We start from the raw sequence: 23996 nt of genomic DNA on the forward strand, positions 1-23996 counted from the left end.
CGGGCGATGCGAGTGGCCTACCCGCGCCCGATGCCCGACGCGCTCACCCTCGAAGGCCGTATCGCCCGCTGCAAGTTCCGCGCCTGGCATCGGGGCACGCGTGAGGCGGATTACGTGTTCGGCGGTTTCTTCGATCGCTACCATGCCGAATGGAACCGGGAAGACCTCGCATGGTTCGAAGCGCTGCTCGAGGAAGAGGACGTCGACGTGCTCGCTTGGGCGATGCAGGCACGCGAGGCACCTCCGCATATCGCCGGGCCGCAGCTGGAACGGATGCGCCAGCTCGATTACGTCGACATTCCCCGCTGACTTCCGACAAGACGGGAACCCCGCCGCCTTCCCGACGCTGGACCTGAAATGCCCGACCTTTCCCGCATCCTCGATGCCGACAAACCACTGACGCTGGCGCAGGTCGCTCGCGGCGCCCAGCCGCTGGTCATGGCCGATCTGGCACGCGCGTCGAAAGGTCGCGCAGTGTTCGTCGCGCCGGACGACACTGCGATGCGCAACATCGGAGACGCGGCACGCTATTTCGCACCCGAACTCGAGGTGATCGAATTTCCCGCCTGGGATTCGCTGCCCTACGATCGAGCCAGCCCCGCCCTTTCGATCAGCGCGCGCCGCCTCGCCGCGCTCCATCGCCTGCAGAAGGGCGAGCCCGGCAAGCAATTTTTGATCACGACCGCCAATGCCCTCACCCAGCGGGTCCTCACCCCATTTCGAGTTCGCGAGAGCGTGCGTGAATTCGCGCCCGGAACCGAGATCGGGATGGAGAGCCTCGCCGCGCTGCTGCGGCGCCAAGGTTACACCCGCACCGACACGGTGATCGACGCGGGCGAATTCGCCATTCGAGGATCGATCGTCGACGTGTTCCCGAGCGGACTCGGGGAGGGGCTGCGGCTCGATTTCTTCGGCGACGAGCTGGAGAGCCTGCGCACCTTCGATCCCGGGACGCAGATGAGCACCGGTCGGCTCGATTCCCATCTGCTGCTCCCGGCCAGCGAAGCTCTGCTCGACGACGACAGCATCAAGCGCTTCCGCAGCGGGTACCGCGAACGGTTCGGCGCCGATGCCACCCAGGACCCGCTCTACGAAGCGGTGAGCGAGGGCCGTAGGCTGGCGGGAATGGAACATTGGCTGCCATTGTTCGAGGACAAGCTGTCGACCCTGTTCGATCATCTCGGCAAGAACGACGTGCTGGTGATGGACAATGGCGCGATCCAGGCAAGCGAGGAGCGGCTGTCCGACATCGCCGATTATTACGAACAGCGCACGAGCTCCGCCGGGCAGAAGAAGGGCAGCTATCGTCCCCTGGCACCGACTGCGCTCTATTTGGGACAGGACGAGCTGGCGACAGCGCTCGAGACATGGCCCGTCCATCGCAGCTCTATCTTCGCCGAGCCTGAAGCGGAACGCGTGATCGATTTCGGCTTCCGTTCGGGCCGCGACTTCGCCCCCGAACGCGCACGGGGCGACAATGTCTATCCCGCTCTCGCCGAGCACCTCGGGGCTTTAGGCAAGGAAGGCAAGCGCCCGCTGCTGGCCGCCTACTCCAAGGGCAGCCGGGCGCGTATGGTCTCGATCCTGGACGAGGCGGGGGTGGCGGTGCAGCTCGCCGAAAGCTGGCAGGACGCGCTCGGGAAGGCCGCGAAGGGCAAACCGGCGGCCATGATCCTGCCACTCGATTCGAGCTTCGCCAACGACGAGATGGAACTGCTCACCGAGCAGGACATCCTCGGCGACCGGCTGGTCCGCCGGCGCAAGAAGCGCAAGGATTCCGATGCCTTCCTTGCCGAGATCCAGGCGCTCAATCGGGGCGATCTCGTCGTCCACGTAGAACATGGGATTGGAAAATACCTGGGGCTCGAGCCGATCACCGTCGGCAAGAGTGCGCACGATTGCGTGATGCTGGAATATGCCGGCGGCGACAAGCTCTACATCCCGGTCGAGAACATTGATGTCCTCTCGCGCTACGGCAGCAGCGAGGAAGCGGTCAGCCTCGACAAGCTCGGCGGCGAAGCGTGGCAGCGCCGCCGCGCGAAGATGCGCGAACGCATCCGCGAGATCGCCGGCGAGCTGATGAAGACCGCCGCCGCCCGCGCGCTCAAGACGGCTCCGGTCTTCGCGGTGGAGGAAGGCCCCTACAACCAGTTCCAGGACCGTTTCCAATACGAGGAAACCGATGACCAGGAACGCGCGATCGAGGACGTGCTGCGCGACCTGGAAAGCGGCAGCCCGATGGATCGCCTGGTCTGCGGCGACGTCGGCTTCGGCAAGACCGAGGTCGCCATGCGCGCCGCATTCGCCGCGGCGATGAACGGCCAGCAGGTCGCCGTGGTCGCCCCCACCACCCTTCTCGCCCGCCAGCATTTCCAGAACTTCGCGGACCGCTTCGCCGGTTTTCCGCTCAAGATCGGCCGGCTCTCGCGCTTGGTATCGGCCAAGGAGATGAAAGAGACCCGGGACGGGCTCACATCGGGCGACATCGACATCGTCGTCGGCACCCACGCGATCCTTTCAAAGAGTACCAAGTTCAAGGATCTGGGCCTGGTGATCGTCGACGAGGAGCAGCGGTTCGGCGTGACGCACAAGGAAAAACTCAAGCAGTTGCGCGCCGACGTGCACATGCTCACCCTCACCGCCACGCCGATCCCGCGCACGCTGCAGATGGCGATGACCGGCCTGCGCGAACTCTCGACCATCCAGACCCCGCCGGTCGACCGCCTCGCGGTGCGGACCTACGTCATGGAATGGGACGAGATGGTGGTGCGCGAGGCCTTGCTGCGCGAACATCACCGTGGCGGCCAGAGCTTCATCGTCGTGCCGCGAATCTCCGACATGCCCGAGATCGAGAAATGGCTGCGCGATGCGGTGCCCGAGGTGAAGGTGGTGTCCGCGCACGGCCAGATGGGGGCTGGCGAGATCGAGGAGCGGATGAGCTCATTCTACGAAGGCAAGTACGACGTGCTGCTTTCGACGACGATCGTCGAGAGCGGGCTCGACCTGCCAAGCGCCAACACCATAATCATCCACCGCGCCGATCGCTTCGGACTTGCCCAGCTCTACCAGCTGCGCGGGCGGGTAGGCCGGTCGAAACTGCGCGCCTATGCCTATCTAACTTACGAGAAGGACGTGGCGCTGTCCGAGGTCGCGGAAAAGCGCCTCAAGGTGCTCGGCGATCTCGACAGCCTGGGTGCCGGTTTTCAGCTCGCCAGCCACGATCTCGACATTCGCGGCGCGGGCAATCTGCTCGGCGACGAGCAATCGGGCCATATCCGCGAGGTGGGCTTCGAACTCTACCAGTCGATGCTCGAGGACGCGATTCTCGCCGCCAAGGCCGGGGAAGCGGGTCTGGAGGCCCGACCGGACAAGATCAGCCCGCAAATCACGGTCGACGCCCCGATCATGATCCCCGAGGACTACGTGCCCGATCTCGCGGTGCGCATGGGTCTCTACCGTCGCCTCAACGAGGCCGGCGACAAGGCCGAAATCGAAGCGATGGCGGCGGAAATGATCGACCGCTTCGGCGAACTGCCGGACTCGACCGCCAATCTCGTCCGACTTCTGCAGATCAAGCTCCAGGCGATCGAGGCCAACATCTCCAAGATCGATGTCGGCGCGGCGGGCACGCTCGTGACCTTCCACAAGGACGATTTCCCCGATCCCGCGGGCTTGCTCGCTTATGTCGACCGCCTGAGCGGAACGGCCAAGCTGCGACCCGACATGAAGCTGGTGATCAGCCGCGCCTGGAGCTCGCCCGAAAGCCGGCTGAACGGCCTTTTGCAGCTTACCAAGGGGCTCGCCGGGATCCTGCGCAAGGACCGCAAGGCGGGGAGGAAGGCGGCCTAGCGCCTATCCCGCGGCGATCTTCTGAAAATCCTCCGGCAGCAGGGGAAGCGACCGCAGGAAACCCTGATAGGTATCGACGCCTTCTTCGGCGAGAATCGCGCGCTGCGCCTCTTCCTCGACCCCTTCGGCAACCACCGCCATGTCCAGCGCCCGCGCCATCGCCACCATCGCGTGGAGGACGGCGCGGTCGCGGGGATCCTCGGCGATGCCCTCGACCATCGAGCGGTCGAGCTTGATGCTGTCGACGGGCAAGTGCTTGAGGTAGCGAAAATTCGAATAGCCCGCACCGAAGTCGTCGAGCGCAACCGCCATGCCGGCGGCCTTCAGCGGTCGCAGCGTGCGGGCGATGTATTCGAGATCGGCAAGCAGGACCTGCTCGGTAATCTCGAGCGTGACGCGCTCGGCCGGAAAGCCCGATGCGCGGACGACCTCGGTGAAATCCTGGGCGAAGCTGCCGGATGAAAGGTCGGCCGGAGTGACATTGACCGAAAGCCGCCAGTCGCCCTGCCATTGCACCGCTTCGGCCAGCGCGCGTTCGGCGATGTGCCGGGAAAGCTGGGCGACATGGTCGGTGCGTTCGGCGAGGGTGAAGAGCGTGTTGGCGCCCAAGCGTCCGATTTCGGGATGTTGCCAGCGGGCCAGCGCCTCGGCCCCGGTCAAGCGGTCATCGGCCAGCGCGTATTGCGGCTGGAAGACGATCGCGATCTCGTCGCGGTCGATCGCCGCGAGCAGATCGGATTCGAGCTGCTGGTTGCTGATGCCGATCCGCGCGGTCTCCCCGGCGACCCAGACCACGCGTCGGCCCTGCTCCTGCCGCGCCGCGTCGAGCGCCTGGGCGAGGTGGTCGAGCATCTGCTCGGCGGTTTCGCCCTCGACCGCACGCATCAGCGCGATCCGGGGCCACAGCCGCACCGCGCCGTCGTGCTGCGGGCTCTCGATCGGGGTGGCGATCGCATCGGCCAGCGCTTCGCCCAGCCACTGCCATCGCTCACGGCTGCACCGGTCACGGGCGGCGATCAGGAAGGTGCCGCCGCTCACCCGGGCCGCGATCCAGGCAGCGCTTTCCAGCTCGTCGCCGGCGAAATCGCTGATCCTTCGAGCTATTTCGACGAGCGCATTGTCGCCGGTGGTCTCGCCATAGGCAATGTTCACGGTCTCGATCCGTCCGACGGAAATCAGCATGACGTGAATCGGACACGGGCCGGCGTCGTCCGGCCAATTGGCCTTCCACCCGGCGATCAGTTCCTTCGCAGACGCAAGATCGGCCAGCCCGGTCAACCGGTCGTGCGGCCAATCGGCAGGCACGCTTCGGGACTTGGTCACATCGGCATCCATCGCAGCCCCTTAGCCCGTCCGGCGAACCATATCCGTTAATTCCCACGCGCGTTGCCAAACGGGACGCGGCCGCCTATTTTATCCACAGAGCGCTGAACGAGAGCGCGGGATCGGGGCGCGGGTTCGACACCGTTTTCACAGATCGGCCACCGGGGGGAAGATGGCGCATTTCACCAAGCTGGCGCTGCTGGTGTCGGATTCCGGCAAGGCGCAGGAGGCCGCCCCGATGTTCCGCGGCCTGACCGATTGGGTGCCGCTGGAAGACGCCGATGCCGCGGTGGTGCTCGGCGGCGACGGCTTCATGCTCCAGACCCTCCACGCGATGCTGGAAAGCGGTCATCGCATTCCGGTATACGGGGTCAATCTCGGCACCGTCGGCTTCCTGATGAACAAGCACCGCAGCATCGAGAAGCTGCTCGAGCGACTGGAAGAGGCGAAATCCGTGACTATCACCCCTCTGGTGATGGATGTGGTCACCCAGGAAGGCGAGGAGTGCCGGTTCTGCGCGATCAACGAGGTGTCGCTGCTGCGCGAAACCCGCCAGACCGCGAAGATCGAGGTCAAGGTCAATCGCCGGGTGCGGATCAAGGAGCTGGTGTGCGATGGCGTGCTGGTGGCGACCCCGGCCGGGTCGACCGCGTACAACCTTTCGGCCAACGGACCGATCCTGCCGCTCGAATCGCAGATGCTGGCACTCACCCCGATCAGCGCCTTTCGCCCGCGTCGGTGGCGCGGGGCCATCCTGCCCGATCGCTACAACATCACCTTCACCGTCCACGAGCCGGACAAGCGGCCCGTGTCCGTGGTCGCCGACCAGAAGGAAATCCGCGACGTCGCCCAGGTGCGCATCGCGCGGGCCGAGGGCGAACGGCTGACCCTGCTGTTCGACCCGGGCCATTCGCTCGACGAGCGGATCGTTTCCGAACAGTTCGTCACCTGAAACGGTCATGCGAACGGGCCCTTGCAATGCTGCCGGACGCCGCATATAGGCCTGCCTCCGCCGATAGGCTGCTCCCCGATAGCTCAGCGGTAGAGTAGGTGACTGTTAATCACTTGGTCGTTGGTTCGAATCCAACTCGGGGAGCCATTTTCCACCAGCTCGAAGATACTGGCCGGCGCCGGGGATATTAACCCTGATCCGGGACAGGCCGGACGTTTCGTAGTTAAGGCGCTTTGCGCTTTTTGGCACAATGGGCATTCTCGCCGCATCTTCACGGGAGATGTGCGATGACCACCTTGCGTTTCCAGAGTTCGTCCACCGACAAGTGGAGCAATCCCCGCGCCTATAGCGATCCCTCGATGCGGCTGCGCAAATACGGTCCGATCCGCCCGATGGTCGAAAAGCGCCGTCTCCTCGACAGGCTGCTGGGCCGCTAGACCCCGAGCAACAGGCGTGCGCCGACGACGATCGTCAGCGCCGCCGTCAGGCGCCGGATCCACGCCAGCGGCAGGAACCGGACCGCCAGCAGGCTGCCGATCTGTCCGCCGACCGCGACCGCCACCAGCAGCGGCAGGCCGAGTTCGAACGCCGCGCCCAGCCGGCCCTCGCCGCCCTTGAGCAGCTGGCCGGCCAGGCCCGTCAGCGAATTGACGAGGATGAAGAGGCTGGCGGTGGCGGCGATCGCGCGTGCGCTGTTCCAGCGGACGAGATGGAGGATCGGAGCGAGGAAGATGCCCCCGCCGATACCGACGAGCCCCGCCAGATATCCGAGCGGCGCGGCCGCGAGCGGCATCAGCCTGGCGAACCGGCCGCGCGGTCCGATCTCCTCCGGACTCGGCCGCCGGAGAAGCAGCGCCACCCCAGCCAGAAGGAGGCTGACCCCGAGCAGGAACAGGAAGGGCTCGCGACCGATCGGCGTCAGCCCCCCGAGGAACGCCGCCGGAGCCGCCAGCGCGATCAGAAGCCCGGCATCGCGCCAGGGAGTGATGCGGGCGCGCGCGAAACGCACAGTACCGCCGGCCACCACCACGATATTGCAGGCGAGCGACAGGATCGGGAGAATGCGATAGTCGACGCCCGCGAGCGCCAGCAGCGCGCTGTAGGTGGAGCCGCCGCCGAAGCCGACCCCCGCGTAGAGCAGGGCGGTAAGCAGAAAGGCGGCGGCGAGCCAGATCATCGGCTGCCCCGGTCAGCGCGGATCATACCTTGGCCGCGATTGCCCCGTGGCAGTGCTTGTACTTGTTGCCCGAACCGCAAGGGCATGGCGCATTGCGGCTGACGTTCTTGCCGGCGTAGGGATCTTCGACGAATGCTCCACCCGGCCCTGCCGCGGCTCGTGGACTTCCGGCGAGCGCGCCGAACAATTCGGGCCGGCGCGAGGATCCATCGCCATCGTTGGAATCGTCGAGGCCGGTGAGCGGATCGATATGGCCGGTAAGGAAATCGGGCAGGCCGGCGAGGATATCCGCAGGCACCGGTTCGGGCGCACTGTCGGCGATCTGGAGCTTCATCAGCTCGCGAGTGACATCCTCGCGCAGGGTATCGAGCATGCGCTCGAACAGACCGAACGCCTCCTGCTTGTACTCGTTGATCGGCTGTTTCTGCGCGTGCGCCCGGAGCCAGACCACCTGCCGCAAGGCGTCGAGCGTGGCGAGGTGTTCCTTCCACTGGAAATCGAGCTTCTGCAGGAGCAGACTCTTTTCGAAGGCCCGCCAGCGCTGGCCGTCGGCCTTGGCGATCTTGGCGTCCATTTCCCGGTCGGCTTCTGCGCGTAGCCGTTCCTCGATGATCTCGGGCTCGACCGTATCCTCGTCGAGCCAGGCATCGATCGGCGGATTCATGCCCAGCACGTCCTCCACCCGCTCCTTCAGCGCTGCGACATTCCACTGTTCGGGATAGGAGCCGGGCGGGCAGGCTTCCGAGACGATCGAATTGATCGCGTCGTGGCGCATGTCGACCACGACATCGTCTACGGCCTCGGAATCCATGATCTCGGCGCGCTGTTCGTAGATGACCTTGCGCTGGTCGTTCATCACGTCGTCATACTGGACGACCTGCTTGCGGGCCTCGTAATTGCGCGCTTCGACCTTCTTCTGCGCGGTCTCGATGGCCTTGCTGAGCCATTTGGAACCGATCGCCTCGCCATCCTCGAGATTGGAGTTCATCATGCGCGAGAACAGCGTGTCCGGCCCGAAGATGCGCAGCAGATCGTCTTCGAGACAGAGGTAGAACCGGCTGAGGCCGGGGTCGCCCTGACGGCCCGAACGGCCGCGCAGCTGGTTGTCGATGCGCCGCGATTCGTGGCGTTCGGTGCCGAGCACGAACAGACCGCCCGCATCGAGCACCCGTTGCTTTTCCTCGGCGATTTCCTGCTTGATCCGGGCCACCGCCTCGTCGCGCTCGGGGCCTTCGGACATGTCGGAAAGCTCGTCCTCGAGGCGGAATTCGAGGTTGCCGCCGAGCTGGATGTCGGTGCCGCGCCCGGCCATGTTGGTGGCGATGGTCACCGCGCCGATGCGGCCGGCCTGGGCGACGATATGCGCCTCGCGCTCGTGTTGGCGAGCGTTCAGGATTTCGTGCCGAACACCCTCTTGTTCGAGGAACTTGCTGAGCAGTTCACTCTTCTCGATCGACACTGTTCCGACCAGAACCGGCTGGCCCTTCTCATTGTGTTCGCGGATCGACTTGGCGATCGCCTGGAACTTGTCCATCGTGTTCTTGTAGAACTGGTCGTCCTCGTCGACGCGGCTGACCGGCTTGTTGGTCGGAATCTCGGCGACGTTGAGCTTGTAGATGTCCCAGAACTCGCTCGCCTCGGTGGCGGCGGTGCCGGTCATGCCGGCGAGCTTGGGATACATGCGGAAATAGTTCTGGAAGGTGATCGAGGCCATGGTCTGGTTCTCGGGCTCGATCTTCACGCCCTCCTTGGCCTCGACCGCCTGGTGCAGACCGTTCGACCAGCGGCGGCCTTCCATCATGCGCCCGGTGAACTCGTCGATGATGACGACCTTGTCGTCTTTCACGATGTAGTCCGTGTCGCGCTTGAACATGATGTTCGCCTTCAACGCCTGGTCGAGGTGGTGAACCACCTGCGTGTTCTCGACATCGTAAAGGTTGTCGGTCTCGAGCAGCCCCGCCTCGGCGAGCTTGGCCTCGATCGCATCGGTGCCTTCCTCGGTCCAGGTGATGTTCTTGGTCTTCTCGTCGGCTTCGTACCATTCGTCGTCGAGGTCCTTCACCAGCGCATCGATCTGGACGTAGAGCTCGCTCTTGTCCTCGGTCGGGCCGGATATGATCAGCGGCGTGCGCGCCTCGTCGATCAGGATCGAATCGACCTCGTCGACGATCGCATAGTTGAACGGACGCTGCGTCATCTGGCTGCGTTCGTGCTTCATGTTGTCGCGCAGATAGTCGAAGCCGAATTCGTTGTTGGTGCCGTAGGTGATATCGGCATTGTACGCGTCGCGCTTCTCGAACTCGTTCTGGTTGGGCACGATCACGCCCACGGTCAGACCGAGGAAGCGGTAGAGCTGGCCCATCCATTCGGCGTCGCGACGCGCGAGATAGTCGTTGACGGTGACGACGTGGACGCCCTTGCCCTCGAGCGCGTTGAGATAGACCGCCAGCGTCGCCACCAGCGTCTTGCCCTCGCCGGTGCGCATCTCGGCAATCTCGCCGCGGTGGAGCACGATGCCGCCGATCAGCTGCACGTCGAAGTGGCGCATCCCGAGGACGCGGATCGAAGCCTCGCGCACGGTGGCGAAGGCTTCGGGGAGCAGGTCGTCGAGCTTGGTGCCCTCGTCCAGCATCCGCCGGAACTTCTCGGTCTGGGCCGAAAGCTCCTCGTCGGAGAGCGCCTTGATCTGCTCCTCCAGGGCATTCACCTGGTTCACATGCTTCTGCATCGAAGCGACGTAGCGTTCGTTCGAGGAGCCGAAGATCGACTTCATCAGTGATTTCATCATGGGTGCGGTCTTTCGCGCGGAATTTGAATGGGAAATGCCCGAGCACGCATGGTGCCGGGCACAGCAGGGCCAAATCGTGGAGGGCGTCAGCCTATTCGAGCGCGCGGTCGGGCCCGAGCATCACCGAAGGGATATATATCCGGATGGTGCGTTCCGGCGGACAGGGCGAAGGCCTTTCGCCCCGCTGGCGCTGCTCCTGCTGCCGCTGTTCGCACGGCGTGACCGCAGGCTTGTCCCGATCGTTGCGATCGGCCGAAATCTCGAGCTGGTCGAGCGCGTCCAGCAACTGCGCATGGGCCGGGGCGCCGACGGCGGCGAGGCCGGTTACGAGCGCGAGGCAGGCGAGAAGACGGCGGAGCATCGGCTTTGCGAGATAGGATCTGCCGGCCATCGCGTCCACCCTCAATCCGCGTTTACCTTGGCTGTGATACTCCCTAACGGCGAGTGAATGGACCTTGAACGTTCTCCCCTCGCCCGGCCCTTCCCCGCCCTCCCGGCGATCGACGGGGTGACCCTTCGGGTTGCGCGAGCGCGTTACAAGACATGGGATCGCTGCGATCTCACGCTGATCGAACTGGCGCCGGGGACCGCTGCTGCAGGGGTCTTCACTCGCAGCGCCTGCGCTTCGAGCGAGGTCGAGATGGGGCGCGAACACGTGCCCGGCCACGCGCGGGCGCTGGTCGTCAACGCCGGCAACTCCAACGCCTTTACCGGCCACCGGGGGCGCGAGGCCGTCGAGCGGATCGTGGCGCAGGTCGCGGATTCACTCGCGTGCGCACCCGGGGAGGTGTTCGTCTCCTCCACCGGGGTGATCGGCGTGCCGCTGCCGCTCGACAAGGCGCGCGCCGGAGTGGCCGCCGCGCTCAAGGCCGATCCTTGCGACTGGAAAGTGGCCGCAGAAACCATCGGCACCACCGACACCTTCGCCAAGGGCGCGGGCGCATCGGCCATGATCGGCACGGCGCGGACCGAACTCGCCGGCATCGTCAAGGGCAGCGGCATGATCGCGCCCGACATGGCGACCATGCTCGGCTATATCTTCACCGACGCTGCGGTCGATCCCGCCTTCCTCCAGGAAATGCTGCTCCGGGCGAACGCCGACACCTTCTCCTGCATCACCGTCGATGGCGATACCTCGACCAGCGACACGGTGCTGGCTTTCGCAACCGGCCTTGCCGGGAACGAGGCCCTGACCTCGTGGGACAGCCCCGGCGCCGATGCCTTCTATGCCGCGCTTCAGGCGGTCTGCCGCGATCTCGCGCATCTCGTCGTCCGCGACGGCGAAGGCGCAAGCAAGTTCATCGAGATCGCCGTCACCGGCGCGCAATCGGACGAGAGCGCGCGCCGGATCGGCCTGTCGATCGCCAATTCGCCGCTGGTGAAGACCGCCATCGCCGGAGAGGACGCCAATTGGGGCCGGGTGGTCATGGCGGTGGGCAAAGCAGGCGAGCCAGCCGACCGCGACCGCCTGTCAATCGGCTTCGGCGGGACCTGGGCCGCACGCGACGGGCAGCCGCTAGCCGATTACGACGAGGCGCCGGTCGCGGAGCATCTGCGTGGGCAGGAGGTGCGGATCGATGTCGACCTCGGCCTCGGCGATGGGCGCGCGACCGTGTGGACCTGCGATCTCACCCACGGGTACATTGCGATCAACGCGGATTACCGTTCGTGAGGGGGCGCTCGTGAGCGTGCTCGACCGAGAGATTCTGGCGCTGATGCGGCGCGCGAGCGAGGAGGCGATCCTCCCGCATTACCGTAAGCTGTCCGGCGACCAGGTGCGGGAGAAGGCGGCGGACGATGTCGTCACGATCGCCGATCACGCTTCCGAAGAACTGCTCGCGGAGGGATTGGCGAAGCTCAATCCCGGCATCGCCATCGTCGGCGAGGAGGCGGCCGAAGCGAACCCGGCGGTGATGGACCGCCTGGCGGGCGCATGCTGGATCATCGATCCGCTCGACGGGACCAACAATTTCGCTGCCGGCAAGCCGCCCTTCGGCATCCTCATCGCCCTGGCCGAGCACGGCGAGGCGAAATCGGGCTGGATCTACGACTGCCTGAGCGGACGCTTCTGCGCCGCGCATCTGGGCGACGGCGCCTTTGTCGATGGCGAACGCGTCACCGCGCGCGCGACTGGCGAGGAGCCGCCCGTCGCCGCAATATCGCTGCTGTTCATGGCCCGGATGCAGCGCGAGCGGGTGAAGACCCACATCGCCCCGCACTACCGGCTGGTCGATATTCCGCGCTGCGCCGCCGAGCAATATCCGCGGCTGGCGCTGGGCGAGAACGACGTCTCGATCTTCGAGCGTACTCTGCCCTGGGATCACGCCGCCGGGGCGCTGTGGCTCAACGAGGCGGGCGGCCGGGTCGCGCGTCCGAGCGGATTGCCCTATCGCGTCGACGAATGGCGCGAGCCGGGACTCGTCGGTGCGGCCTCACCCCGGCTGTGGGACGATCTCGTCGCGCGCCTGGCTGCGCTTGCCGACGAAGCAGATTAGAGCTCGCCTTCGAGCCAGCCCTTCAACTGACCCTTGGGCGCCGCGCCGCGCATCTGTGCTGCGGGCTGCCCGTCCTTGAACAGGACGAGGTAGGGGATCGACTGGACCCCCATCTTTCCGGGCACGTCGGGATTGGCCATGATGTCCATCTTGGCGATCGTCACGCGGTCGGAAAGCTCGTCGCTCAGTTCCTCGAGCGCCGGGGCGATCATCTTGCACGGGCCGCACCAGTCCGCCCAGAAATCGACCAGCACGGGCTTGTCGGAATCGAGCACGTCCGACTGGAAGCTGGAATCGGTGACTTCGACGGTGGCCATTGCATTTCTCCTGTGGGGTTCTCGATGCCTATCTAGGCGGTGTTGCCATTCACTCAACTGGTGGCGGAACGAAACTTTCCAGACGTGGAGAAAGACCCCCGCGCCATTGCGCGAGAATTTCGGGGCTCAGCGGGATCAGTTTCGGGGTCTGGGTGTAGAGAATTGCGGCGCGGATTTCGCGGCCGGGATAGATCGCCTCCAGCGCGGCGGCATAGGCGGCCATCTGCCGCAGCGTCGTCTCGGGCACCTCCTCCAGCGTTTCGGGAGGCCGCCGCGCGGTCTTGAAATCGACCACGGTCACGCAGTCCGGACCGATCAGCAGGCGGTCGGCAATACCGGTAACGACCGCGCCTTCCACGATCGCCGCCAACGGGACCTCCGCCAGCGCACCGGGGGCGAAAACCGGTGCGAAATCCGGGTGGACGAGCACCGAGAGCGCCCGTTCGAGGATTTCTTCGCGGTCTTCTCCGGGCAAATCGGCTGCCTGGCGCGCCAGCCATTTCCTGCCTCTGTCCCGTCGCTCATCCTCCACGATATCGGGCAGGCGCTCGAGCAGTGCATGGATCAGCACGCCGCGCCGCGCCGCAGAGGCGGCGAGTTCCGGAGCCAGCGGCGGAGCGCTGCCCTGCTCTTCGCCGAGACCGGACGGCGCCAGCGGACGCGGCGGACGCGGCTCGGGACCGACGGGCCTGACCGCCCAATCCGGAAGCGCGACGGCTTCGGCCTTGGCAGTCTCGCCGCGCGAGGCGGGCACCGGCTCCGCTGTCTCGCCCAGTTCCCAGCGCGAGCCCCAGATGTCGTCCTCGATCCCCTCGCCCTCGTCGAACAGGGTGCGCAGGCGGGCATACCAGCTGTCCTCGTGCGGACCACTGCGCGCATCGCGCGGGCCGAGAGAGCCGCCGATGAACAGCGCTTCCTCCGCCCGCGTCATCGCGACGTAGAGCAGCCGCCAGTGCTCTTCCATCGCCACCGCCCGCGCTGCTTCGTCGAGCGCCGCGACGGGGCCGACCTTCTCGTCCTTCGACAGCGCGGGAAGCGGAACGGCAGGGCCTTCACCCTCGCCCAGCGGGTCGTCCGTCAGTTCGAGATCCCCCGAAGGATCCGGCCGGATCGCCGCATCGGCGAGGATGACGATCGGCGCCTGCAGCCCCTTGGAGCCGTGGACGGTCATCACCCGAACCTGGTCGCCGCCTTCGCCCGCCTCGCGCTTCAGTTCTCCGTCGCCGGCGTCGAACCAGCGGATGAAGCCCTGCAGGCTCGCGACATCGCTGGCGGCATAGGCGCTGGCGGCGTTGAGCAGTTCGTCGATCGGGTCGTTGGCCTCGCGGCCCAACCGCGCGACCAGCGCGCGGCGGCCGTCGATCGGGCCTACGAGGATCCAGTGGAGCAATTGCTGGGGGCTGTCGAAGTCCGCCCGCCGCAGGATTTCGCGCAAGGTTGCCACGGTCTCGGCGACCCGGGGATGAGTTCCCTCGCGCAGATGCTCCCATAACCGCGCACCCTTGTTCCTGAGGCCGTGCTCCAGCAGCTCCTCCTGACTCCAGCCGATCAGCGGCGAAACCAGCAGGTTCGCCAGCGTCAGATCGTCCAGCGGCTGCGCGGCGAAGCGGATCGCCGCCATCAGATCCTTGACCGCCAGCGGATTGCCGAGCCGCAACCGGTCGACGCCCGCCACCGGAACTCCGTGGCGATGCAGACGGGCGACGATCAGCGAGGCCAGATCGCGCCGTTTCTGCACCAGAACCATGATGTCGCCCGCCAGGGCTCGCCGGGGCTTGCCGGCCTTGACCAGCGTGAAGCCGGGCCCGGCGGGATCGAGCCAGCGCGCCACCTGGCGGGCGATGTTGTCGGCGAGCTTGCGGTCGTGCTTGCCGAGCCAGCTCGCATCCCCCTCGCCTTCCTCCATCCCGCTGTCGGCGTGGACGGTGTTCCACAGCGCCACCAGCCCCGGATCGTCGCTGCCGACATGCGGCGGCGCTTCCTTCCGCAGGCCCAGCCCGCGCGACCCGATCGCTGCTATGGCCCGATCGACGAAACCCAGGATCGTCGCATTGCTGCGATAGCTCCTGCCGAGGTCGTATTCGCGCAGCCGGCGCACGAAGCTCTCGCGGCTGGATTCCTCCGCCGCGACGGCGGTCGCCTTCATTCGCTCTTCGAACCAGTCGCGCGCCTCGCGAAAATTGGTGGGGCTGGTGCCCTGGAAGCCGTAGATCGCCTGTTTGTAGTCGCCGACGGTGAAGATCGTCCGGATCGCTTCGCCCTGTGCGCCGTAACCGGCGAAGAAATCGTCGGTCAGGGCCCGGATGATCTGCCACTGCGCGCGGTTGGTGTCCTGCGCCTCGTCGACGAGGATGTGATCGAAGCTGCGATCGAGCTTGAACCGTATCCATTCGGCGATCTCGCTGTCCGAAAGAAGCCGCGCGGCTCGCACGATCAGATCGTCGAAATCGACCAGCCCTTCGCGCGCCTTCGCTTGCTTCCAGCGCCACGCGAAGGCGCGCCCGGCCTCCAATTGCGGCGCGAGGAAATCCGCCAGATCAAGCAACGCCCGCCGCTTGGAAATCGCGGCCGTGCATTCGCGCACGCGCTCGGCATGAGCGGCAAAGTCGGGGTCGCGCTTCTCGAGATGGCCGAGGTTCTTGGGCTTGCTGCCGTCGGCGACGAACAGCGTGCCGTTGAGGCTGCCGATCGCCTCGGCGCGGCCCTGCGGCGAATGCGCGAGCCATTCCTCGATCGCCGCACTCCCCTCCTGCCCGCCCTTGGTGTTCCAGTCCCGCAGCGTCGCAAGGCAGCGCCGCATGGCATCGATGTCGAAGACCTCGTCGGCGCAGGCATCCGCGACCCATTCCGGGCCCGCATCCGCGGGCACGCCGAGCAAGCGGCGCACCGGGATCCGCAGTGCTTGCTGCCATGAGGGGCGCTCCCACATATCCATGTGGCCCGCGCAGCGCATCAGCCAGCCCATCACCGCATCCGGCCCCTTGCGCCGGCTCATCTCGGCGATCGCCTCGCGCACCCGAGCATCGCCGCCCGCCAGCAGTTCGGAGAGGACATCGCGGCTCAGCAGATCGCGGTCGCGATCTTCCATGGCTCGCGAACCGGGCAGGACCTCCGCCTCCGCCGGAAAGGCCGAGAGGAGATATTGGGCGAAGGCGTGGATCGTGTCGATCCGCAGTCCGCCGCCGGGACAGTCGAGTACGCGCGCGAACAGCGAGCGCGCCCGCGCCTGTGTGTCGGGATCGATCGGCGCCCCGAGATGGTCGAGCTCGGCAGCCAGCCCGGCGCTGTCCATCCGCACCCAGCGGGCCAGCACCGAATTGACCCGCACGGCCATCTCCGCCGCGCCCGCCTTGGTGAAAGTCAGGCAAAGGATCTGCGCGGGATCGGCACCGGGCTCGAGCAGCAGCCGCAGCACCCGCGCGGAAAGGACCTGCGTCTTGCCGGTCCCCGCGCTTGCCGACAGCCAGACGCTCTCGCGCGGGTCCACCGCATCGCGCTGCGCCCCTTCGAGCCGATGGACCTTGCCGCTCATCCGGCATCCTCCGCATCGAGATGCGGGAGCCATTCGTCGAGCCGCATGAGCTGGTCGTAGGTATCGTAGGCCGGATAATCCGGGTTCTCGCGCGCGATGAATGGCGCATCGCCGAGAATGTATTTCACGATCGCGCTGTGCAGGAAGCGGGCGGTCTCCGGCAGGAATTCCTCCGGTTCGAGCCCGGTTCGCTTCTGCCCGACCTTCAAGGGCGTTTCCACGTAACCGAACCCGAATGCGTTGTCCGCGGCCTTGGCCTTGCCGAGCGACCAGTATTCGTACTGCTCGGGCTCGCCCGGCAAGCCTTCGAAACCGCCCCGCTCTGCGATCAGGCCGAGGATACCGAGCTGGAGCGCGAAGCCTTCCGCCACCATCGCCGCGCTCGGCGGCGAACCGGTCTTGTAGTCGATGATCGCCAGACCCCCGTCCGCCAGCCGGTCGATCCGGTCGGCGCGGCCGTGAACGCGGACACCGTCGAAGCGCATCTCCCCTTTTTTCTCAACCGCCAGCACCCGGCGATCCTCGTAGGAAGAAACTGTCTGTTCGATCCATTCGAGCGCCTTCTGCAATCGCGGCTGCCATAGTCCGCGGATAAGCGGATCGGCATGTTCGCGGTCGAGGACCTGTTCCATGATCGGCAGGATCGACGCTTCGGGATCGCGTTCGCGCGCCTCGTGCCAGAGCTGCAGCACCTTGTGCGCCAGATTGCCCTGCCACAGCGCGTCCGGTTCGGCATCCAGCCCTTCGAGCGGCGCCAGCTGGAGGATGCGCTGGGCGTAGAACTGGTAGGGATCGCCGAGCAGCCGGTCGAGCGCAGTCGCAGAAATGTCGACGGCGCGCCGCTCGGGCGGCGGCATCGGCCGCGGCCTGGGATAGGGCGCGGCGGGATCGGCCCTGGTGATCGCTCTTGCAAGGTCGACGGCCCGCGTTTCGCGATGCCGCTCCGACAGATCGTCGGGACCGCGCGGATCGTGGAGCAACGCCTGGACCCGCAGGAGGAAGCGCGAGGGGATGGCGGGCCCCGCCTCGTCGCGGGCCGAACGGCTCAGCACCACCTCCGGCGCGCCGAGCGCCCCGGCGAGATCGTGCGCGGCGAGCCCGATACGGAAGTCGGCGCCGGGCACGCCCAGCGTCCGCAGCACCGCCGGCGCCAGCAGCGCGTCGACCGCCCCGCGTGCGGGCCACACACCCTCGTTGAGCCCCGCGCACAGCACCAGATCGGCCCTGTTCATCCGCGCTTCGAGCAGCCCCAGGATCTGCACCCGCGCATGGCCGCCATAGGGCGGGCGGACGGCGCGCTGTTCCATCGCATCGGCAAGGGCGGCGGAGACATGGCGGGGTGCCATGGCGAAATCCGCGTCGCGCGCGTGAAGACGCATCTCCTCCACGAATTGGGCCAGCGCCCGGCCGTCCTCGCGCGCCCAGACGGCTTCGCCGCAGAGCGCCTCGCAGCTCTGCGCGACGCGGTCGATGGATTCCGCCAGCGGCGCTGGCTGATCGGGCTCGTCCGTCATGATTGGCGACAGCGAGGCTTCGACCGACTGCCACCACTCGGCCGTGCCCTCGCATCGCTTCGCCAGCTTTTCGACGATCGCGCGCAGCGCAGAGAGGCCCGATTGCAGGCGCGGCCCCCGCAATTCGCGCTCGAGCCGGCGCAGATGCCGAAGCCAAGCGCCGCGCTCCATTCCGCCGGTGACCAGCGGATGGCCGAGCAGCGCCATCAACGGCACCACCCGCGCCCCTTCGGCCAGCACCTCGGCAGCGAGCAGGAAGGCGCGGCCCGCGGCGGTTTGCGACAGCGGCCGGCCCGCCGAATCGTCGGCGAGTATGTTCCAGCGGCCGAGGTGATGCACCACGCGGCGTCCCAGCGCGCGGTCGGGTGTCACCAACGCGACGCGCCGCTCCGGTTGCTCCAGCGCTTCGCGTACCAGCAGCGCGATCGCCTGCGCTTCCTCTTCGGGATTGGCGCATTCCATGATCCGCACGCCGGTCATCCGCCGCTTTTCGGCCGGCAGGTCGACCCAGGCGCGGCTCGCCTCCGGCGGCAGGAACACGTTCGAGACGGCGTGGCTGCGCTCGGGAGGAGCAGCGGTCATGCCCTTGCGGTGCCAGGGCTGCACTTCCTCTCGCGCGACACCCATGCGGTTGAGCAGCAGCTTGAGATGATATTGCGGATGGGTCGTCGCATCGTCGCGCGCAAACGCGGTGTCCCGGGGCGTGGGGCGGTTGCCGGCGCGGCCGAGTTCGTCCCAGACCTCGCGCGCCATGGCGAGATCGAGATCGGGGAGGATCACCGCCCCTTGCGGCAGATCGGATACGACGCGCAGCAGGCGCGCGAGCGAGGGCGCGGCGCTGGTCACGCCGGCGGCGACGATCGGCGTTTTCGGCGGGTCGGCGCGCCACCGCTCGGCGGCATGGTCGAACAACCGGTTGCGCCTTGCCGCGGCATCGAGCGCACTGTTCTCTTTGAGCCACGCCAGCCATCTGGCCTGAACGGTCGCGAAGAGATGGAGCGATTTCTGCCAATGCGCGGAGAGGTTGGGAAAGATGCCGACGACCTTCTCGTCGAGCAGCTGCTCGGGGCCGATGTCCTCGACCAGCAGCCGGTCCATCGTCGCGCCGGTCTCGCGGGCGAGGCGCAGCAAGGTCGCGCCTTCCGGCGCCTCTTCCCCCATCTCCTCGCCGATCATCCGGGCGAGCGCGAACATCCGCCGCTGCGGATCGATGGCGGGCGGAATGTCGCTCGCGCCCAGCGGATCGAGCAGGCTGCCGAGCGTCTCGTCGAGATCGAGATCGCCGATCGCAGCCATGCGCGGCATCAGCAGCCCCTTGCTGCCCGTCTCGCCGGCATGGCGGATGAATGCCTCGCCGACGACCCGATGTGCGCGCGTGCTCGGAAGCAGCAAGGTGAGCCGGGCGAGGCCGAGTTCGGGATCGCGGTAACGGGGGACCAGCCCCGCAACGAGAGCATCGGCGAAACCGCGGTGGGCGGCGATGGAATAAACCGTCGGGCCCTGTCTGGTCGCGCCCGCCTCAGCCACGCCCGATCGCTTCTTCCGCCCGGGCGATATGCTCCGGCCGCCCGACCTCGATCCAGTCCCCGCTGAAGGCGAGGCCGTAGAGCCGCCCTTCCCCGATCGCGCGGTCCCAGAGCAGATTGGTCGAGAACTTGCCGGCGGGTGCATCGCGCAGCAGGCGGTGCGAGACGAGCTGGATGCCGGTGTAAATGAAGGGCGCGATCCGCCCCGCGATCTTGCGCCGCAGCCGCCCGCGCCCATCCATGTAGAAATCGCCCGTGCCGTCGAAATTCAGTGTCTGGTCGTGCGGCACGAGCAGCAGCAGCGCATCCATCCGCTCCGCGTCCCAATGCGCGGAGAGATCGCGGAAGGCGTTGCGCGGGCCGTCCAGCCAGATGCTGTCGGCATTGGTGCAGAAGAATGGATCGGGCAGCTGGCCGGCTTCGCGGGCCTTGACCATGCCGCCGCCGGTCTCGAGCAGTTCCTCGCGCTCGTCGGAGAACGACACGCTCGGCTGCTTGCGCGCGCGAATATGCGCTTCGAGCGCATCGGCGAGGTAGTGGACGTTGACCACCGCTCTGGCGATCCCGGCATCCTCCAGCCGGTCGAGCGCATGGTCGATCAGCGGCTTTCCGGCGACGCGCACCAGCGGCTTGGGTTGCGAGGCGGTAAGCGGGCGCATCCGCTTGCCCAGCCCCGCCGCCATCAGCATCGCGGTGTCGGTCACCAGTCCGGTCACGCGATGTCCCCGCCGTCGCTTTCGCGTATGGCGCGCGGAATGTTGGTGTCGAACCAACGCGCCACCGGGGCGAGCGCGTGATGCTCCAGGTCGCGCTCCAGCGCGCGCCAGACGCGCGGGATCATCGACAGATAGCGCGGCTTGCCGTCGCGCCGGTGGAGGCGGGTGAAGATGCCGACGATCTTGGCGTTGCGCTGCGCGCCCAGCCGCGCATAGTCGGCCTCGAAATCCTCGCCTGGCTGGGCTGCGGCGACGTAGCGATCGATCATCGCGCGTTCGAGCTCGGGCGAAACGTCGCGCCGCGCATCCTGCAGCAGGCTCACGAGATCGTAGGCCGGATGGCCGACCACCGCGTCCTGGAAATCGATCAGTCCCTGGCTCCCGTCGGGCGGCAGCATGATGTTTTCCGCATGATAGTCGCGCAGTACCGTCACACCGGGATGCTGGCGCACGAGCAGCGGTTCCAGCGCTTCCTCCCATGCGCCACGAAAGCCAGCCTCGTCGACGTCCAGACCCGCCGCCGCGCAGTACCATTCGGTGAACAGATCGACCTCGCGCAGGTATGTCGGCATGTCGTAGGGGCTGAAGGGCCCGGGCGGGTGGCGATGCAGCCCGACCAGCGTGTCGATCGCCGTCGCGTAGATCGGCAGTTCCTCCCCCGGCCCCTCGTCGATCCATTCGCGCATGCGGCGATCGCCGAAATCCTCGATCAGCACCCAACCCTCGCGCGGGTTCTGGGCGAGGATCGCGGGGCCGCGCATGTCATGCGACGCGAGCCAGAGGGCGACGTGGAGGAACGGGCCGGGGTCCTCGTGGGGGGGCGGCGCATGCATCAGCATGGCGGTCTCCCCGCTTCCGTCGCCCTGTCGGCGCAGGCGGAAGTAGCGGCGGAACGAGGCGTCGCCGGGGAGCGGCTCGATCGCCGCGTCGCTCCAGCCAGCCTGATGGAGGAAGGTGTCGATCCCGTCGGGAAGCGCAGTCATGGCCAGCGGCTCTGCCAATCCGCGCCGGCTTCGACAATGGCCTGCCGCCCCTCTCCCCGCTTTTCGAGACGGATCGACAGGCAGCCGGCCTCGTGCGCGAACCCGCCCGCCCTTTGCGGCCATTCGGCGATCAGCGCTGCGCCCTCACGGTAATCCTCAAGCCCCAGCTCGTCGGCTTCGGAAGGGTGTTGGAGGCGATAGAAATCGGCATGCACCAAGGGCGGACTCGCGGCCTCGTAGGTCTCGACGATGGTGAAGGTCGGCGAAGGGACCTCGCCCTGGTGGCCCGCGGCTTCGATGATCGCCCTCGCCAGAGTCGTCTTGCCGGCTCCCAGGTCCCCCTCCAGCGCCACCACGTCCCCCGCCTCGAGGCTCTGCGCGATGCGCCGCCCGAACCGCGCCATGGCTTCGAGATCGGGGAGATCGATCGTCATGGCAGCTGGATCGTGGCGGTCGTGCCCGCCCCCTTGCGGGTGTGGATTTCCAGCGTGCCGCCATGGGCCTCGACCAGCCGGCGGGCGAGCGGAATGCCTAGCCCCTGCCGCCTCTCGATCCCCTTGCCGTCGACGGTCGGTCTGATCCCCTCGAGCGCGCGTGCCAGTTCGTGCTGGCTCATGCCTCGACCATTGTCGGCGACAATGATCGCGACGCCTTCCTGCTTGCGCTTGATCGTTATCTGGATTCTACCTTCTCGCGGCGTTGCCGCGATGGCGTTGTCGAGCAGATGCGCCACCGCCCGCCGCAATTGCTGCGGATCGGCGGCGATCTTGCGGCCCGGATCGCCCCGCAGATCGAGCGTCAGCCCGGCATCGACGATACTCTGTTCGCGCTTACGGACGATCTGGGTCAGGAAAGGCAGCAAGTCGAGCTTGATCCGGTTGAGCGGCATCAGACCGGCCTCGCTCTGCGACAGGTCGAGCACGTTCTCGACCTGCTCGGTGAGCTTGCCAACGCTGACGGCGATGGCTTCCGCATATTCGCGCGCCTGCGCCGGGAGCTCTCCCGCGACGCCGCTGGTGAGCAGCTCCGCGAAACCACCGATCGAGGTCAGCGGCGTGCGGAATTCGTAGGACATGTTGGCGAGGAACCGGGTCATCACCGCGTCGGCTTCCTCCAGTGCCCGATTGCGTTCGCGCAGCGCTTCCTCGGCCTGGCGGGAAGCGGTCACGTCGAGCACGGTGAGCAGCCCGTTGCCGTCCGGCAGCGGAACGCCGGCATATTCCAGCGTCCTGCCGTCCTTCAGTTCCGCCACGCCGGCCTGCTTCTTGCGATCGAGCGTCGCGGCGCGGATCGCGTGATTGAGCGCCCCGATCTGCTTGGGATCGGTCAGGTTCGCCTCGATCGCGGTCAGGAGATCCTCGGCCTGCGGATGTCCGTCGAGCTCCTCGGGTTCGAGGCCCCAGATTCCGGAAAAGCCGCGGTTCCACAGTTCGATGTGACCGTCCGGCGCAAACACCGCGAGTGCTTCGAAGAGATTGTCGAAGGTCGCCGTCCGGGTGCGCAGCAGCGTGTCGCGGGTGGCGGAGAGCGCCAGCTGTTCGGTCCGGTCCTCGGCGATCATCACCAAGCCCCCGTCGGGCATCGGCTGAGCGACGACGCGCAGATGGGTGCCGTCGGGCAGTGGCCAGTCCTCGTGTCGCGTCTCGTCGGAGAGGAACCAGCCGGCCGCTTCCCGGCGCCAGGCGGGAAAGTCCCGCACCTCGGGGATCTTGCCGTTCTCGCGCGCGACCATCAGCATCTGCTCGAAGTCGGTACGTTCGTTCACGATACCCGGCGGCAAGGAGAACACCCGGTGGAACGGCTGGTTGGCGAAGGTCAGGCGGCGACTGGCGTTGAATTGCGCCACGCCCACCGAAAGCTGGTCCAGCATGGAGCGCTGGGCTTCGCGAAAGGCGCGGAATTCGCGCGCCTGTTCCTCCATCTCCTCGATGTCGATCGCATATCCGGCAATGCCTTCGTTGCCCAGCGGCAGGTCGGTGACCCTCAGGCTCCGGCGCGCGCCGTTGATCGTGGCGGCGACGATCCGCTCGACGGGCTTGCGCTTCTCACGCGCCTGCTGCGCCACCTCTGCGGCGCTGACCCCGCTGGCGGTCTCGATCAGCTCGACCTGATCGGCCACCACCGCATCCGGTCCTTCGGCTCCCACCGCCGCCACATAGGCGCGGTTGACCAGCCGCAGTTTCATGTCGGGGCCGCGAAACCACATCGGCATGGGCGCCGCCTCGATCAGGCCGACGAGCGCAGCGAAATCCTCCTTGGCGCGAGTAGCCTCGTCGCGCAGCAAAGCGAGCTCGCCCTCGGTCTCGGTGAAATCGAAGACCCAGATCAGCGCCGCGCCCGAAGGCGATACCGCGGGGTCGGCGAGCCCGCCCTTCATCGCCAGCGCCTTGAGCGAACCCGGCGGCGTCACGGCGATGTGGAAGGGGGCTGCTGTGCGCTGGGTGCGCCGGATGGCGGCAGTGAGCTTTTCCACCTGATTCTCGCTCAGTCCGCGCACCCCTTCGCCGCCCAGCTCGCTGATGAATTCGGGCATGCGCTCGAGCCCGAACCAGTTGGCGAGCCGGTCGGGGCCCTCGATCCGGCCGTCGGCACGAACGAGCATCGGCACCGCCGGCGCTTCCTCGATCATGCGTGCCAACCGGCGCGCGGACTTGCGCGTGGCCTCCGCGGCGTGGACCCGCGTCGAGGCGCGGATCATCAGCCAGCCGGCCGCGACGGTCCAGCCAGCCAGCAGCAGGCCCACCATGACCAGAAGCGCGGGCGAGATGTCCATCGCCGGTCAGCTATGCGCCCCCAGTGCGCAAGGCAATGGGGACGCTAGCAA

Annotated in this window: 17 protein-coding genes and 1 tRNA gene; 7 read left to right on the top strand and 11 right to left on the bottom strand. The window is 67.0% G+C overall.

Annotation, left to right across the window (positions count from 1 at the left end):
* Positions 1-30: 30 nt before the first annotated feature.
* Positions 31-309 (top strand): succinate dehydrogenase assembly factor 2, encoded by a 279-nt coding sequence (locus tag ACGHN1_RS11200; RefSeq protein WP_390550987.1) that lies wholly within the window; start codon positions 31-33, stop codon positions 307-309.
* A gap of 48 nt (positions 310-357) precedes the next feature.
* A complete protein-coding gene (gene mfd, locus ACGHN1_RS11205) occupies positions 358-3849 on the top strand; it encodes a transcription-repair coupling factor (protein WP_390550989.1) in 3492 nt (1163 codons plus the stop codon).
* A 3-nt stretch (positions 3850-3852) separates the two neighbouring features.
* Here mfd and ACGHN1_RS11210 read toward each other — a convergent pair whose 3' ends face one another.
* Positions 3853-5184: an EAL domain-containing protein gene (locus ACGHN1_RS11210; protein WP_390550990.1), complete on the bottom strand. Its 1332-nt coding sequence runs from the start codon at positions 5182-5184 to the stop codon at positions 3853-3855.
* 160 nt (positions 5185-5344) lie between these two features.
* Between ACGHN1_RS11210 and ACGHN1_RS11215 the strand changes: the two genes are divergently transcribed.
* The 3 genes from ACGHN1_RS11215 (at position 5345) to ACGHN1_RS11225 (ending at position 6561) form a co-directional block, all read left to right on the top strand.
* A complete protein-coding gene (locus ACGHN1_RS11215) occupies positions 5345-6124 on the top strand; it encodes an NAD kinase (protein WP_390550991.1) in 780 nt (259 codons plus the stop codon).
* 72 nt (positions 6125-6196) lie between these two features.
* A tRNA-Asn gene (locus ACGHN1_RS11220) sits at positions 6197-6271 on the top strand.
* 140 nt (positions 6272-6411) lie between these two features.
* The gene (locus ACGHN1_RS11225) at positions 6412-6561 is read left to right on the top strand and encodes a hypothetical protein (RefSeq protein WP_390550992.1); all 150 of its coding nucleotides are present in this window, start codon (positions 6412-6414) and stop codon (positions 6559-6561) included.
* Here ACGHN1_RS11225 and ACGHN1_RS11230 read toward each other — a convergent pair.
* From ACGHN1_RS11230 to ACGHN1_RS11240, 3 genes are all read right to left on the bottom strand, one after another.
* Positions 6558-7301 (bottom strand): sulfite exporter TauE/SafE family protein, encoded by a 744-nt coding sequence (locus ACGHN1_RS11230; protein ID WP_390550993.1) that lies wholly within the window; start codon positions 7299-7301, stop codon positions 6558-6560. The two genes, ACGHN1_RS11225 and ACGHN1_RS11230, sit on opposite strands and share 4 nt — an antisense overlap.
* 22 nt (positions 7302-7323) lie before the next feature.
* Entirely contained in the window at positions 7324-10089 is a 2766-nt protein-coding gene (gene secA, locus ACGHN1_RS11235) for a preprotein translocase subunit SecA (RefSeq protein WP_390550994.1), read from the bottom strand.
* 91 nt (positions 10090-10180) lie between these two features.
* Positions 10181-10480: a hypothetical protein gene (locus tag ACGHN1_RS11240; protein WP_390550995.1), complete on the bottom strand. Its 300-nt coding sequence runs from the start codon at positions 10478-10480 to the stop codon at positions 10181-10183.
* Between the two features lie 57 nt (positions 10481-10537).
* On the opposite strand from ACGHN1_RS11240, the gene argJ reads away from it, so the two are divergent.
* Together argJ and ACGHN1_RS11250 are read left to right on the top strand one after the other, a co-directional pair.
* A complete protein-coding gene (gene argJ, locus ACGHN1_RS11245; RefSeq protein ID WP_390550996.1) occupies positions 10538-11761 on the top strand; it encodes a bifunctional glutamate N-acetyltransferase/amino-acid acetyltransferase ArgJ in 1224 nt (407 codons plus the stop codon).
* A 43-nt stretch (positions 11762-11804) separates the two neighbouring features.
* A complete protein-coding gene (locus ACGHN1_RS11250; protein ID WP_390551245.1) occupies positions 11805-12584 on the top strand; it encodes an inositol monophosphatase family protein in 780 nt (259 codons plus the stop codon).
* Here ACGHN1_RS11250 and trxA read toward each other — a convergent pair.
* Genes trxA through ACGHN1_RS11285 form a run of 7 tightly spaced genes read right to left on the bottom strand, consistent with a single transcriptional unit; the run spans position 12581 to position 23945 of the window.
* Positions 12581-12901 carry a thioredoxin gene (gene trxA / locus ACGHN1_RS11255; RefSeq protein ID WP_390550997.1) on the bottom strand — a complete coding sequence of 107 codons (321 nt, stop codon included), beginning with the start codon at positions 12899-12901 and terminating at the stop codon, positions 12581-12583. The two genes, ACGHN1_RS11250 and trxA, sit on opposite strands and share 4 nt — an antisense overlap.
* Positions 12902-12950: 49 nt before the next feature.
* Positions 12951-16433, bottom strand: coding sequence for a double-strand break repair helicase AddA (gene addA / locus ACGHN1_RS11260; RefSeq protein WP_390550998.1), 3483 nt, complete (start codon positions 16431-16433; stop codon positions 12951-12953).
* Entirely contained in the window at positions 16430-19474 is a 3045-nt protein-coding gene (addB, locus tag ACGHN1_RS11265) for a double-strand break repair protein AddB (protein WP_390550999.1), read from the bottom strand. The genes addA and addB overlap by 4 nt, the downstream gene beginning before the upstream one ends.
* The gene (locus ACGHN1_RS11270) at positions 19467-20189 is read right to left on the bottom strand and encodes a nucleotidyltransferase family protein (protein ID WP_390551000.1); all 723 of its coding nucleotides are present in this window, start codon (positions 20187-20189) and stop codon (positions 19467-19469) included. Before ACGHN1_RS11270 ends, addB begins: the two co-directional genes overlap by 8 nt.
* Complete coding sequence (locus tag ACGHN1_RS11275) at positions 20186-21172, bottom strand: aminoglycoside phosphotransferase family protein (RefSeq protein WP_390551001.1); 987 nt, start codon at positions 21170-21172, stop codon at positions 20186-20188. The genes ACGHN1_RS11270 and ACGHN1_RS11275 overlap by 4 nt, the downstream gene beginning before the upstream one ends.
* Entirely contained in the window at positions 21169-21606 is a 438-nt protein-coding gene (tsaE, locus tag ACGHN1_RS11280; RefSeq protein WP_390551002.1) for a tRNA (adenosine(37)-N6)-threonylcarbamoyltransferase complex ATPase subunit type 1 TsaE, read from the bottom strand. Before tsaE ends, ACGHN1_RS11275 begins: the two co-directional genes overlap by 4 nt.
* Positions 21603-23945, bottom strand: coding sequence for a PAS-domain containing protein (locus ACGHN1_RS11285; protein WP_390551003.1), 2343 nt, complete (start codon positions 23943-23945; stop codon positions 21603-21605). The genes tsaE and ACGHN1_RS11285 overlap by 4 nt, the downstream gene beginning before the upstream one ends.
* Positions 23946-23996: the final 51 nt, after the last annotated feature.

The organism is Qipengyuania sp. MTN3-11 (genome assembly GCF_042851825.1).
Lineage (GTDB): Bacteria > Pseudomonadota > Alphaproteobacteria > Sphingomonadales > Sphingomonadaceae > Qipengyuania.

Bases quoted from the DNA above. Each gene is read 5' to 3' on its own strand.
- ACGHN1_RS11200 (WP_390550987.1), top strand. From the start codon at position 31: ATGCCCGACGCGCTCACCCTCGAAGGCCGTATCGCCCGCTGCAAGTTC.
- mfd (WP_390550989.1), top strand. From the start codon at position 358: ATGCCCGACCTTTCCCGCATCCTCGATGCCGACAAACCACTGACGCTG.
- ACGHN1_RS11210 (WP_390550990.1), bottom strand. From the start codon at position 5,184: ATGGATGCCGATGTGACCAAGTCCCGAAGCGTGCCTGCCGATTGGCCG.
- ACGHN1_RS11215 (WP_390550991.1), top strand. From the start codon at position 5,345: ATGGCGCATTTCACCAAGCTGGCGCTGCTGGTGTCGGATTCCGGCAAG.
- ACGHN1_RS11225 (WP_390550992.1), top strand. From the start codon at position 6,412: ATGACCACCTTGCGTTTCCAGAGTTCGTCCACCGACAAGTGGAGCAAT.
- ACGHN1_RS11230 (WP_390550993.1), bottom strand. From the start codon at position 7,301: ATGATCTGGCTCGCCGCCGCCTTTCTGCTTACCGCCCTGCTCTACGCG.
- secA (WP_390550994.1), bottom strand. From the start codon at position 10,089: ATGATGAAATCACTGATGAAGTCGATCTTCGGCTCCTCGAACGAACGC.
- ACGHN1_RS11240 (WP_390550995.1), bottom strand. From the start codon at position 10,480: ATGGCCGGCAGATCCTATCTCGCAAAGCCGATGCTCCGCCGTCTTCTC.
- argJ (WP_390550996.1), top strand. From the start codon at position 10,538: ATGGACCTTGAACGTTCTCCCCTCGCCCGGCCCTTCCCCGCCCTCCCG.
- ACGHN1_RS11250 (WP_390551245.1), top strand. From the start codon at position 11,805: ATGCGGCGCGCGAGCGAGGAGGCGATCCTCCCGCATTACCGTAAGCTG.
- trxA (WP_390550997.1), bottom strand. From the start codon at position 12,901: ATGGCCACCGTCGAAGTCACCGATTCCAGCTTCCAGTCGGACGTGCTC.
- addA (WP_390550998.1), bottom strand. From the start codon at position 16,433: ATGAGCGGCAAGGTCCATCGGCTCGAAGGGGCGCAGCGCGATGCGGTG.
- ACGHN1_RS11275 (WP_390551001.1), bottom strand. From the start codon at position 21,172: ATGACTGCGCTTCCCGACGGGATCGACACCTTCCTCCATCAGGCTGGC.
- tsaE (WP_390551002.1), bottom strand. From the start codon at position 21,606: ATGACGATCGATCTCCCCGATCTCGAAGCCATGGCGCGGTTCGGGCGG.
- ACGHN1_RS11285 (WP_390551003.1), bottom strand. From the start codon at position 23,945: ATGGACATCTCGCCCGCGCTTCTGGTCATGGTGGGCCTGCTGCTGGCT.